Source organism: Argonema galeatum A003/A1 (assembly GCF_023333595.1).
Taxonomy (GTDB): domain Bacteria; phylum Cyanobacteriota; class Cyanobacteriia; order Cyanobacteriales; family Aerosakkonemataceae; genus Argonema; species Argonema galeatum.
Window position 1 is genome coordinate 36,785 of the sequence record NZ_JAIQZM010000031.1, and the last position, 12,676, is coordinate 49,460.

The following is a 12,676-nucleotide window of genomic DNA, read 5'->3' on the forward strand; positions in this document are numbered from 1 at the left end:
AAGATAAATATGCTATATCAAAACATTATCACTATTGAACCAGGAAAACGCAGTGGCAAACCTTGTATTCGGGGTATGAGGATAACTGTCTATGACGTGCTTTCCTATTTAGCTGCTGGTATGACTTATGAAGAGTTATTAGAAGACTTTCCCTATTTAACTAAACAGGATATTCTAGCTTGTCTTAGCTATGCGGCTGAACGCGAACAACAAACTTTCAGCTTTTTTAAAGCCAGTGCGGCGGGTTGGGAAGAATAGCGTAGAGTTCCCTTAATTTATCTATATCGTGGTGAAACCAATTATCAACCCATTCACGATAAGCTTGAATTGCCTCTAGCTCGATCGCACCCTTGACTATCTGTGCGATTAAATGCGCCGCCATCATCCCGGACATAATGGCTTTCAGCACACCATGAGAAGATGCCGGATCGAGTGTTGCAGCAGCATCCCCAACCATAAAATAACCGGGACCCGCACAAGCAGGTACAACACGCCACGTTACATCCGCTGCACTCGTCTTACCTTTGGGTTGAAGTCCGTGGAATTCTGCGGGAATCCAATTTTTTTCGATTGGTTCGTTGGTAAAAGGTAGTCGAGTCCATTGGTAAAGTTGCGATCGCACTTTGGCAGTCCAAATCCACCCGTCTTTGTCTGCAACTATTGCTGGCGCGTCATCTCGGATAGAACAATCTCCTTCAGCATAACCAAAATAAGCGATTAAACGGGGAGAATAATAGTTAATTGGCAACTTTAATTGTCTGGCTAACCAGTGTCCGCCGCCAGCAGCATCTATAACAAAAGAAGCTGGGAAATAACCATCAGAAGTTTTAATTCCGGCTATCCGATTTGCGCTTACAATCGGTTGCAAAGCGCGACAAGGTTGGCGGACCTCGACGCCTAACGCGATCGCGCGATCGAGCAAAATAGCATCGAAATCCGCTCGCCATGCCTGAAAACCTCGCCAGTTCCCGGCTTCATCTCCACCAAAAGGCACAAATTGAGGCTCTCCCTGCCATTTAACCCAATTTCCTTCATGTCGCAGGAAGTCAGCAGAAAGCACTCGATCGGCCACACCTAACTGCTTGAGAAGCGGTTCTATTCCTGGATGGAGGGTTTCTCCGGGCCGATCGCGCGGAAACTGTTTGCGATCGATAATAACAACCCGCAAACCGATCTGAGCTAACAAAATAGCCGCCGCCAAACCAGATGGGCCACTACCAATAATTATTGCATTTAGTGGTGGAGAGGCTGAGCCTCCTAACTCTCGTTCCCAGGCTCTGCCTGGGAACGAGGAAAACCTAACCCCCCAACCCCCTTCCCTACAAGGGAAGGGGGAGCCGGAAAGCCCCTCTCCTTGCAGGGGAGGGGTTGGGGAGGGGTCTGACCCCGCAGTCAATTCGCCAACAGTATCCTCTCGTTCCCAGGCAGAGCCTGGGAACAAGAAATTGAGGCTCAGCCTCATCTCATCAGATGTTTTTTCCTTCCCATTTACCATTGCCTTTTTTAGACAAAATTTGGATTGGATCTACAAAAAGAATCACCATTTCCTTAATTTCAACAAAAACTCTTTGAGCCACATAATTTTTGTTGCCGGGACGATACACCTGAAACCGATAAACATCTCCATGCAGCTTCATATTAGTGCTAGATTGCGCTTCTTTTAGTTCAGCGTCATCAGCAGAGATTTTACGGAATGATAAGACACTCCATTTGGCTTTTTCGGTAGTGATTTGCCCGAATGCTTGGGTATCGGCAACACCTGTTTTATAAAAATCTTCCTCCTTAACACCCAACGCTCGGTAAACTCGCGCCATTGCCAAAACTCGAAACTTGTATTTGCGAATGTCAACTTTACCAGTCAGTGCCAAAGAAAATTGATTTTGTAGGGCGTTTTTTACATAATCAACGTTATCGAAGGCAGCATACTCCACGAAGTCCTGATTTGCCCGCTTAACTATCCTTGGGCCAGCAACACCGTCCCAAGGAAGATTTCCCACTTGACCGATTTCTTCATCCGTCAAAGGGCTAATTGTCGGCCAATTTTCATTAGGCTCGAAAGTGCGTGCCGAATCGGGGGCAACAGCAGGCCAAAATGTGCTAAGAGCTGCACAAAGTTTGGAATCTTCAGGAAATGGACTACCCAAACCATAAGCTGCCAGGTGTTTTGTTCCATCGCCATTAATATCAAAACTCACATCCCACCCAGGAGCAAAAACTCCGGCGGCTGCATCTGGAAGGTATGAATTTCTGTTAGTTTCGGGAACTTCCAGAGGCATTTGATGAACTGGTTTGTCTAATAAGAAAGAGACTACCGCCGTTACAGTGGTATCTTCTTTGCGAAAAGGAGCATTTTTTATTTCAAGATTGGGAGGGAGACGCTCATCGGACAAGGTATTTGGTGTAATTCGCCAAGTACTTTTTTTGAGCGCTCGCGGTACTGACTGCTGCCACCAATCCATCAATTCTCGCTGATCGGCATTCGGGAAGAAATCGGGTGCCGTTACAAGGGAATAGGCAGGCACGCGACGCGGTAAAACTACCGCTAATTCTGGACATATAGCTTCAATCCAGCCATCGCCCGTAAAGTCTATATAGTGCAGCGCGTCGTAGTCACCTTTCGCGACAATTTCTGCTACATTTTCTTGTTCGTTTAGGTCAACTTGTTGACCGTTGGGCAAGATTTGCAGGCGTGCGTGGACATATTCGGGAGCGTGACGCGCATCTCGATCGCTAGCAGGTATATAAAGGCTGGAAGATAGAGTCTGGTTGTAATCTTTAGGAACTTTAAATGTGAGCGGTTTCCCCTTATATTCGGCTGGTTCAACTAAATGCGGATGTACAACTGGCAATAAAATTCCAGTTCCATAATCGGGATTATTTGACCATTCGGCTATCCCTTCAGTGAAGATAAATGGCGGATTGCTGATGTCTGGTTCTTGCCATCCCGTACCTTGCGGCCCAATTTCTAGATGGATGCGTCGCAGCTTTTCATTGATGTGATGAGCTTTTAAAATTACCTGCAAGTTAAGGCCGCGCAGGCATTCGTTTCCATTGAAAAGTTTGTGCAAGGGAACCCAGAAATCGCGCAGCTTATCATCGCCGGGATTGGGATAAGTATAAGGATCTAAACGATTTAGCTCTTGCCTGACGTTATAGCGCATCGGGCCAAATCGGTCTTTGTTGCCTTTTACTTGTACTGCCAAATAGGCAGAGTAACGAGCTGGCAAAACTCGGAAGGCGTGAGGATTTTTTTCCACAAAAGGTAAGAATCCTCGACTGCGACCGTTATAAAGAGGCTCGACTGTTCCCACTCTGGCAACTCCGGTACGGGAGTAGCACATTTCGGCGTGCTTTTGCAGGACTGTTTCTGGTGCTGGACGATACTCGGATGCAAAAACTGCGATCGCCAGGTTAGCACGATTGGCACGCGCCCTCAACTCTAGCAAAGACGGAGGCTGGATGCCATAAACGTAGTTCTCGACGGTATCAATTTCAGCTAAAGTCGGAAAAGCTCTTAACTCTCGACCATCGACCCCAGAGACGACGTTAGGTGAAGCTAAAGCGTGAAAGAGCAAGCTGCGAGCGGGATTGCGCGGTTCGATCGCCCTTTTGCCTTCCAAAGCAAAATCTTCAAAACCCTTGATCTCTCGCTTGATGTGCGGGAGTACCTTGGTGAGTTCAGTTTTGAGGTCGCTAGCTGTGATGTCGAGTCCGTGTTGCAAAAGCAAGTCTCGCCATCCGTGAACAGCAAGGCGCGAGCAGATTTTTTTAACTTCTTCGATTAGAGCCATTAGTTATCGGTAGATGCTTAATGGGTAATAAGTCATCATTTCGTTGGTTATGGGAAAGAGTTTACCAGAACTTATGGCACGGCAAATGGGGTGACATCATCTTAACCCAGAAACGCCCGAATCTCGAAGTCTGTAGACGATATGTTTGGAACACCAGTTAGGGAAGCAAACTGAGCCCCTGTACCAAAGCCTTCTACATTTCCATTTTCGTTATAGAATAAGTTGCCGGTTGCAACGCTGTAAACAATCAGCCCGCTGCTTGTTGCGGCTTCTTCGTCACTTGCAACTATTGCAAATTCCTCTGGGTTGCTAAAACCAATACCAGAAGTACTGGTAAGAACTGAAAACATAGTATTTTCCAACACTATTTTGTCTTCGCCAGAGTTGAAGTCGGTGATGGTATCTACACCAAGATCCGCTGTAAAAGGAGCGCCTGTGACATAGAAGAATCGATCGTAACCAGAACCGCCAGTTAGGAGATCGTTGCCAGCTTGACCGTAAATAATGTCGTCGCCAGCATCGCCAAAGAGTATATCGTCTCCATCCCCCCCATTTAGATAGTCAAAACCATTTCCTCCATAAAGATAGTCGTTGCCAGCTTCGCCAAAAAGATAGTCGTTACCATCACCCCCATCTAAATAGTCATCGCCGTTACCGCTAAACACAATGTCGTCGCCATTAGTGTCGTCAAGTGAACTACCGCTCGACTCGTTAGTAGGTATGCCCAATTCATCAGTCATGTTATTTCCCCTTTGTAAAATTTTCAAGTAAAATTACGTAGATTACACCCTTGTTAATTTAATATTAATGAAGTTTTTATAAAGTTACGGTAAAGTAATTATAAAGAATTGATGAAGTAAGAGTAAAATTTATTTAAGTAACGCGCTCCCTACTGGATTTACAGTAAATATACGTATAAAATTACTAATTGAGGTAAAGGGGGAAAAAGAATCTATTTTCCCTTTTCCCGTTCTCAACCAACTACTTATGACAACCATAGGAAAAGACTGGCAGCACTTCGCTACCAGTCTTATGGATGATGACAGAGCTACGCTGAGTACTCAGCACTCAGCACTTTGTTTACAAGACCGATGTAGAGAATGGGTTGGCGTTGACCGAGCCAGCACCAACTCCAGCTAGAGCATTCCGTCCCGTACCACCGACCACAGGGCCAGTGATATCATCCCACCAGTTATTAGTAGCATTGATCGCTCCGCTACCGCCGTGGTAGAAACCAGCATTCAAGTTACCGATCAAGTTATTGTTATTAACATTGACCGTACTGGCGATATTTGTTAGGTTTCGGATTGCTATCCCGTTGTAGGAATTGGTGACAACGTTGCTAATCACGTTCGCGTTCCCTAAATTTGCGATTAAGCCATCCCGCAAGCGGATACCACCCCTGTCAGCACCACCACTGGTATTAGCGTTAGTGATATCGTTGTTCTCGATCGTAGCGTTGCCACCTGCCAGTTGAATTCCTTGTTCTCCAGTATTGCTGACCTTGTTGCTGTTAATTACGCTAGCAGCATTGGTAACTGAATCAAGAGCAACACCAGGCCCGGTTAAGTTAGCGATTTGGTTATCCGTGACCCGAAGCGTATCGAACCTGAGTACTTGGACGCCGCTAGTGGTACTGCCAGCAGCAGTAGTGACATCGCGCATTAAGTTATCTACCACGTTCACCGACCCGACTGAAGAAGCTTGGCTACTATCCATGTAGATAATGCCGTTATTAAACGGGCCTTGGCCAGTAAAAGTATTCTGGCGAACGACAATATTATTGCCCGTGCCGCCTGTGAGTACGATGCCGTTGGAGCCGTTCATTTGGATCGTCAACCCCTCAATAGTAACGTTAGTCAGACCAGGGGCGATCGTGAAAACAGGTTGACCTGCCCCAGTTTGAACAACAGCTGGGGTAACCGACGAACTACTGCTGGGGCTAACACCCGCATTCGACCCGCGCAGGGTTAATGGCTTGTCAATGACAACAGTGCCCGGTTCATTATACGTTCCTGCTTGTGCTACCAGAATATCGTTAGCGGTAGCCCCAGCAACAGCAGATGTGATGTTGCCGTAACCTTGCTGGAAGATTCCAGAGGCGTTATACCGCAGCACAGAACCAGCACCAGTACCCGTCAACGGATTGTTGTCCGCGATACTCACCGAGGCAGTGTCTGCCGAACCCACTTGGTAAGTAATATCTTCAGCTACCTTGACAATTACCGATTCAGTCGGTTCATTGTTGTTATCGGTTGAAGGAGTAACTGTAATAGGACCAGAGACAGACTGACCGGCAGCAATAGTGACCGTACCAGTCAAAGCTGCGTAGTCTGCGCCAGCGGTAGCTGTACCCGTAGTAGTGTACCGGATGGTGAGAGCTTGGTTGATATCGCCGCCAGTGCGTGCGAATTGGAATGTACCGTTTCCTTCTGAACGACCGGGTTCCCCAGCGGTAGGATCGAGAGCGGCAACGAACACTACTGGTTTGATCAGCGGTACGTCATTATCCAAAATGGTCAGGGTAGCCGTATTCTGGGCTCCAAGCGTGGCACCGCCGGTGGGGGTGGACAAGCTTAAATTGACGGTTTCGCTAGGTTCTACGAGCGTGTCGTCAACAATGGGAATGGTGATAGTCTTAGGTGCCGTATCTCCATCTGCCCAATTGACCAGAATCCCGCTGTTGTTGTAGTCTCCTGGAGCAACAGCAGTACCATTGGCTAAGTTAACTGTAGTTGAAACCGCACCAGCACTGCCGCCAGTACGATTGAGCGTCACAGCTAATACAGGCGTGCCATTTTCGTTAACGACGTATTGCGGGTTACTAAATTGAATCATGCCCGGAGTGTCATTATCCAAAATAGTCAAGATAGCCATATTTTGCGCCCCAATTGTGGTGCCGCCCGTGGGGTTTATCAAGGCTAAATTGACAGTCTCGTTGCCCTCTACCAGAGTGTCATCAACAATAGGAATAGTGATAATCTTGGGGGCATTATCGCCAGCGGCAAAATTAACCGTAATGGGGCTGTTAGTGTAATCACCAGGGGTAGTAGCTGTGCCATTGCCCTGGATAACTGTGGCACCAACTGCTTGTGTAGTATCGCCAATCCGAGTTACCGTTATTGCTGCCACAGGCGTGCCGTTTTCGTTGACGCTGAAGACAGGTTGGCTAAACTGAAGACTGCTGTCATTATCCACAACGTTCAAGGTAGCAGTATTCTGCGTCCCAATAGTGGCACCGTTTGTGGGGTTAGTTAAGGTTAAATTAACAGTCTCTGTCGGTTCGATCAGCGTATCATCAACGATCGGAATGAAGACAGTCTTGGGTGCAGTGTCCCCATCAGCAAAATTGACGAGGATGGGGCTGCTGGTGTAGTCGCCAGGAGATGTGGCAGTGCCATTGCTGAGATTAACTGTGCCCGATACTGCACCAAAACTACCGCCAGTGCGAGTAACCGTCACAGCTGCCACAGGCGTGCCATTTTCGTTGACTGTGAAGACAGGGTTACTAAACTGAAGGGAGCCGATAGTTTCTTCTACTCCCGAATATTTGAGTTGCTGAACTAGGTAGTCAGAACTATCGCTGATGTAACTCCCGGTGGAATCTGTATAGATGGGTTGGGTAGCGCTTGGGTTAGCGTAGGCTTTGGAGGAAAATTTCAGTTCGTCAAAGGTTCCAAATACCTTAAACTTGAAATCTCCATTTGTTGCATCATCAGCGAGGAAAGTTACACCACTAGCGGCGTTTTGGATGGAGGTTTGAGTAGTAGCGGCAGTGGTTTCATTGACCATGCGATAGGCGTCAATGTTCACCGCAACGCCATTGTTGAATGCCTGCAAGAAACCAACTTCCGTGCCTGGGCCTTCAGCACTTTTGGGAACGAATAAGCTCAGGTCAATAAAGGCATTCTGGATGGTTTGGTTAGGTGCCCATTTATAAGTCAGTGACTCGGATTTTCCGGTATTTGGGTCATAGTTAATTTCCGCCCGCACTTTGGTTGCGGCAGTCCACCAACCGTAATAAGAATTGGCGACCCCCATACCGTATTCGTCGCCATAGCTTGTTGTGCTACCGTTAGCGAAATTTATATTGCTTTGGGCAGCTGGGGTAAGGTAGTCCGTTACTGTGCCGCTTAAATTGGTTCCGAATATTTGCAAGCCTTGGTTCTGGGCTGCCGTTGTCCACTCGGCTTTAAAAGCGTTTATGCCCGTCGTGTCATTACTGTAGGCAAAGTTGCGACCCAGTGCGCCAGATAAGGGTATGGAAGCCATAATTTATCCTTTATTTCTTTAGCGATCGAGAAAATGAAGCCTAGTAATTTAGATGCCTCACTATATGTTTCTTCGTCGCTAGGTTAAATCCGGGAAATTTCTCTAAGATTTTTAGCTTCAGTAATGCCAATTTATGCAGTGAATTAATTTAGATAAAGTCAGTATATTTGGGGAGACTATATTTGAATTAAGGAGGTTATTCCAAATTATCTATGAGAAATTAAGGATGACAAGTTTAAATTTATGATAAAGTAACAAATCTATTAACAGATATTAGCTAGTTTGTTATGTAGTAGCTATGTAAAATTACGGTACTTAATAAAAGCTTTAAATTTTAACCTCAATAATACTGAAAAAGCTGGCAGCACTTCGCTACCAGCTGTAGGGTTTGTTCTACAGCGGCTTGCAGCCCTTATGAAATACACCCCCAGAAACCCGGTAACTTCTGCTCTCACCGGGTTTCTATGTGCCTCACTGGCCTGAAAAGCGCTGTAACCCAATACTGGGGCGAAGAATTCGGGCAGAAGATCTAGGGTTTTATAGCGGGAAAGCGATCGGATGAAGTACAGTGCTTTTTCTCCCACTCTCCCACTCCCACACTCTCCCACTCCCCCACTCTCCCACTCCCCCACTCTTTAAAATGCTGTACTACAGGCTGCTTTCAATAGCGAATGCGCGGGTCGATATAAGCATTGATGATGTCAATCAAAATGCTTGCTGTCACTACGATCGCAGCAAAAAACACCATAACCCCCTGAACTGTAGGATAATCCCGCTCAGAAATGGCCTGATACAGGCGATTTCCCAGTCCCGGCCAAGAAAATGTCACCTCTGTCAAAACTGCGCCGCCCAGCATTGAGGCAAAGGTCAGTCCCAAAATGGTAATCACTGGAATCAGGGCATTTTTCAAGGCGTGAGACCACAAAATCCGCCCTTCGGGAATGCCTCTGGCTTTGGCTGCTTCTACATAATCTGCTTGTAGGGTTTGCTTGAGGTTCACTCGCACTATGCGCTCGAAAATACCGCTGATCAGGATACCCAACGTCAGACTGGGAAGGGCGAGATAGTACAGGGATGTCAGCAGTTGGCTGAAGTTACCGTTTAAGAGACTATCAATTGTGTACAAACCTGTGAAGGTGGGGGGAGCTATTTGGGTGACTGGAAAGCGCGTTCCCAAGGGGAACCAACCTAGCTGCACGGCAAAAATCAATTGCAGGATCATGCCAAACCAGAATAAGGGAATGGCATAGGTGATGATACCAAATAGGCGTCCGCCGACATCGAGAAATGTGTTGGGTCTTGAGGCAGAAATAGCGCCGACGGCAACTCCTACAATAATTGCGATCGCCATACTAAATGTCGCCAATTCCAATGTCGCCGGAAAGTGTAGTTGGATCACGTCCGAGACCTTTTGACCCTGACTGGTGAGAGAAGTCCCCAAGTCCAGATGCGCTAAGGCTCCCAGATAGCGTAGGTACTGCAACCACAAGGGGTCTGCTAACCCCAATCTTTGACGATACTCTTCTTTGACGCTATCTGGTGCGCGACCGCCAAGCACAACGTCCACGGGATCGCCTGGGGTGGCCCGTAGCAGCAGGAACACCAAAGTGACGATCGTCCACAGCATCAAGGGAGCTAGAAGCAGACGGGAAAAAATGTAATATTGTAGGGCTTTGGAACGGGACATTTTATTGGTTTTGAGTTATGACTTGAGCTTTTTCGTCGTCAGAGAGTGCCAGCAGTTGAGGCTCAAAGTCTTTCAGCGTCATGGCAAACCCAGAAAAAAACTACTGACCATTTTACCGAAGCCATCTACTGCATTGCGGGTCATTCGGATTCTCCTTCCGCCTGGAAAATTTCCATAAGCCACTGTAAGGGATTAGCAGCGCATAAGTCACTGTGAAGGACGAACAACTCGAATCAGTTTGCCGTGTAATGATTCTTCTATAGCAACTGCCGCATCAATCCGGTTTGCCATCCTGGGTCTATCGCGATCGTTTGTACAACTGACAATCCCCAAATGGTTTGGATTTGCCCGATGGAGACGTACAAAATCTTGGTGATTCAGAGTGAGAACAGCCCGATTGTTTTGAATGGCAAAGTTGAGAACATCTTCATCAGGAATGCGTTGATTGGCATTCCCCGCTTCTTGAACGGTCAAAACATCATGCCCCAACGTGCGGAGGAGTTCGCTGACGGCTTTGGGAAATTGCTCATCTGCATAAAAACGTGCCATGTCTACAGTGCTTCGGACAGCTCTTCGTTGTTTTCTTGAATAGCAGTTTCGATTTCATCAGGAAACGCTTCAGCATAGTTCCAGGCGTTGACCAAATCGACGGCGCTGAGGGTGGGATAGTCGTCTAGCAGTTGCGATTCGGTAATACCCAAGCGGCGGGCATCCACTAAAACCCAAACGGGAATCCGCGTATTGGCTATGCAAGCACTACCACCACAGACTCCAGGCGTTTTCTCTATACCGCGTCCTTGGATAATTTTGCCTTGCGATAGGAGTTGCACAACTTGAGCTTTTTCGTCGTCAGAAAGTGCCAGCAGTTGAGGCTCTAAGTCTTTCAGCGTCATGGCAAACTAGGAAGAGGATTATTAACTATTTTACCGAAGCCATCTACTTGTGGGAATAGCGTTAGGTTATAACTAAAATCTTGTACCTTTCGCAATCACCCGACGGGGGTTTAAACCTGCTGGCAAAGTCGGTGGTGTCGCCCACACCCGCCCTGCACTCAAGTGCAGGGCTAATAGCGAAAGTCCACTAAAGTGGACTGTCAGATTAGTATTGAGTCCACTTGTAGGGGCGGGTTTAACAAACATCCTTTGTTTCCTACAGATCGCCTCACAACAAAACCCGCCCCAAATGTCGCTATCAGAAAAGCGATTTGAATCGCTGGCTGGCCCGAAGCGAAGTCAGTGGCTTTGTGTAGAATTAAAATCTTATCAATTTACCAACAACATCATTAGACATCTCCAGAAATTAAAGGTGCGTTACCTGTAACCCTTGTAGAGACGTTGCATGCAACGTCTCTACATTCTTTTTTGGAGATGTCCATTGATTCGCAGGCGGGTTTTGGGGCTAGTTGAGAATGGTGCAATATCTTAGTTATAACCTTTTGATATACTCCCTCAGTACAGGTCGCAAAGTGTAAAAATTTGCTTGTTGTTCTAACAAGCAGCGCCGCGATAAAGATTGCAGCACGTTTAGTAAATCTGAGGATGTAATTAGGCTATTTTCTAGCAATTTTGCTAGATTGGAGCTATTTCTTTAGCCAACAAGGAGAGAACTTGTTTTTCTATTTCGGATAGGCGATCGAACTGTTGCTGTAAAACATCTTTCAAATCTTCCGGTAAAAATATAGGCTCATTTTGTAATATATCGCTCACGCTACTTCCCAACTCTTCTATCAAAGTAGCTACACTTTTTAACCATAAGGGGTTTCCTTCATATTTGTCTATAACTGCATCCCAGTTTTCTTCTTCTGCTAAACCTTTATCTCTAAGAATTTCCCTTGCGGATGCGTTATCCAAACCCTTGAGAGTTAAGGTACGAAGGGGAGTATGTTTAGATTTGAGTTGAGCAACTTCTCGCGGTTGTTCCCAACCTATTAGTAAAAAGCAACTGTTATGGGATAATTCTTCTATCTGTTTAAAGAGGGAACGATACTCTTCATATCCTTGTTTATAATAACCAGCCAACTGTCCGCTACTAAAGAGGTTGTGAACGTCATCCAAAACTACTAAACACCGATGCTTTTGCAAATATTTGAATAGTGGTAAGCGTGTTCCGTTAGTTGCAGTTAAATCCAGCTTTTCTGAGTTTGAGAAAAATTGGATTAGGTTCGTTTGAAATTCGGTAATAGTTGGAGATGTGGCGAGACTGTACCAAATTACATATTCAAACTCATCTTTAATCTGCTTGACAAGTTGCACTGATAGTGCTGTTTTGCCAATTCCACTCATTCCTAAGATGGTAACAAGGCGACAGTGTTCTTGGGTAATCGATTTGGCCAGGGTTTTGAGTTCGGGAGTGCGATCGTAGAAAGCACCCAACTCTGGCATCTCACTTAAATCTTGATGCGAGGTTTTAGTTTGTTTTGTGTTAACTGTTTCTTCATTAGGTGGATGTAAGTTTGGGATATTTGGTGGGTGTCTACTTTCTCCACAAAAATTAATACTACCAACTCGAACATGATCTTGTACAACGTTTGAAAATAAGGAGACTTGCAATCTCTCCATTGTCGATCGAAAATTCGATTTACTAACTTTTTTACCCAACTCCTTTGAAAGAATCTGCCATAATTCCATTCCTACTTCTCTAACACGATCTTCAGAACGATGAACTCCATTAGCAATTTCTTTATAGTCCTCATCATCCCATGTCCCCCGCAGAATCGTCTCTTGCAAATCATTAAGGTGCTTACCTGTTCTAGCAAATACGAGATCGTCTGCGAGTTTTATCACTTCCTTAAGGTTCATAGAGTTGGGTAGATGTCAAGGTTTGTGGTAGTATACCCAATTTTTCCCCACATTTCCCAATTTTTCCCCACATTTCCCCATATTCGATCGGTCATCAACTGGAAAAGTCCCGATATTGACCAGATTTT

The 12,676-nt window shown here is 46.1% G+C and carries 9 protein-coding genes; 1 reads left to right on the forward strand and 8 read right to left on the reverse strand.

The genetic code is table 11. From position 1 onward, the window contains the following. Window positions 1–9 precede the first annotated feature (9 nt). On the forward strand, window positions 10–258 hold the full coding sequence (locus LAY41_RS24690; protein ID WP_249103883.1) for a DUF433 domain-containing protein: 249 nt from the start codon (window positions 10–12) through the stop codon (window positions 256–258). Here the strand turns inward: LAY41_RS24690 and LAY41_RS24695 are convergent. From LAY41_RS24695 to LAY41_RS24730, 8 genes are all read right to left on the reverse strand, one after another. Beyond that, a complete protein-coding gene (locus tag LAY41_RS24695) occupies window positions 227–1,495 on the reverse strand; it encodes an NAD(P)/FAD-dependent oxidoreductase (RefSeq protein ID WP_249103885.1) in 1,269 nt (422 codons plus the stop codon). The genes LAY41_RS24690 and LAY41_RS24695 overlap by 32 nt on opposite strands. Continuing rightward, a complete protein-coding gene (locus LAY41_RS24700; RefSeq protein WP_249103888.1) occupies window positions 1,467–3,791 on the reverse strand; it encodes a hypothetical protein in 2,325 nt (774 codons plus the stop codon). Before LAY41_RS24700 ends, LAY41_RS24695 begins: the two co-directional genes overlap by 29 nt. Before the next feature lie 101 nt (window positions 3,792–3,892). Continuing rightward, on the reverse strand, window positions 3,893–4,531 hold the full coding sequence (locus tag LAY41_RS32405) for a calcium-binding protein (protein WP_275974374.1): 639 nt from the start codon (window positions 4,529–4,531) through the stop codon (window positions 3,893–3,895). Between the two features lie 340 nt (window positions 4,532–4,871). Then, window positions 4,872–8,063: a beta strand repeat-containing protein gene (locus tag LAY41_RS24710; RefSeq protein WP_249103890.1), complete on the reverse strand. Its 3,192-nt coding sequence runs from the start codon at window positions 8,061–8,063 to the stop codon at window positions 4,872–4,874. 661 nt (window positions 8,064–8,724) lie between these two features. Next, entirely contained in the window at window positions 8,725–9,750 is a 1,026-nt protein-coding gene (locus LAY41_RS24715; RefSeq protein ID WP_249103892.1) for an ABC transporter permease, read from the reverse strand. 207 nt (window positions 9,751–9,957) lie between these two features. Beyond that, window positions 9,958–10,299: a DUF5615 family PIN-like protein gene (locus LAY41_RS24720; protein WP_249103894.1), complete on the reverse strand. Its 342-nt coding sequence runs from the start codon at window positions 10,297–10,299 to the stop codon at window positions 9,958–9,960. Window positions 10,300–10,301: 2 nt separating this feature from the next. Next, entirely contained in the window at window positions 10,302–10,643 is a 342-nt protein-coding gene (locus LAY41_RS24725; protein WP_249103895.1) for a DUF433 domain-containing protein, read from the reverse strand. 675 nt (window positions 10,644–11,318) lie between these two features. After that, window positions 11,319–12,548 carry a helix-turn-helix domain-containing protein gene (locus LAY41_RS24730; protein WP_476726995.1) on the reverse strand — a complete coding sequence of 410 codons (1,230 nt, stop codon included), beginning with the start codon at window positions 12,546–12,548 and terminating at the stop codon, window positions 11,319–11,321. Window positions 12,549–12,676: the final 128 nt, after the last annotated feature.

Excerpts from the sequence above, each read along its gene's own strand:
- LAY41_RS24690 (WP_249103883.1), top strand. The coding sequence starts at position 10 with ATGCTATATCAAAACATTATCACTATTGAACCAGGAAAACGCAGTGGC.
- LAY41_RS24695 (WP_249103885.1), bottom strand. The coding sequence starts at position 1,495 with ATGGTAAATGGGAAGGAAAAAACATCTGATGAGATGAGGCTGAGCCTC.
- LAY41_RS24700 (WP_249103888.1), bottom strand. The coding sequence starts at position 3,791 with ATGGCTCTAATCGAAGAAGTTAAAAAAATCTGCTCGCGCCTTGCTGTT.
- LAY41_RS32405 (WP_275974374.1), bottom strand. The coding sequence starts at position 4,531 with ATGACTGATGAATTGGGCATACCTACTAACGAGTCGAGCGGTAGTTCA.
- LAY41_RS24710 (WP_249103890.1), bottom strand. The coding sequence starts at position 8,063 with ATGGCTTCCATACCCTTATCTGGCGCACTGGGTCGCAACTTTGCCTAC.
- LAY41_RS24715 (WP_249103892.1), bottom strand. The coding sequence starts at position 9,750 with ATGTCCCGTTCCAAAGCCCTACAATATTACATTTTTTCCCGTCTGCTT.
- LAY41_RS24720 (WP_249103894.1), bottom strand. The coding sequence starts at position 10,299 with ATGGCACGTTTTTATGCAGATGAGCAATTTCCCAAAGCCGTCAGCGAA.
- LAY41_RS24725 (WP_249103895.1), bottom strand. The coding sequence starts at position 10,643 with ATGACGCTGAAAGACTTAGAGCCTCAACTGCTGGCACTTTCTGACGAC.
- LAY41_RS24730 (WP_476726995.1), bottom strand. The coding sequence starts at position 12,548 with ATGAACCTTAAGGAAGTGATAAAACTCGCAGACGATCTCGTATTTGCT.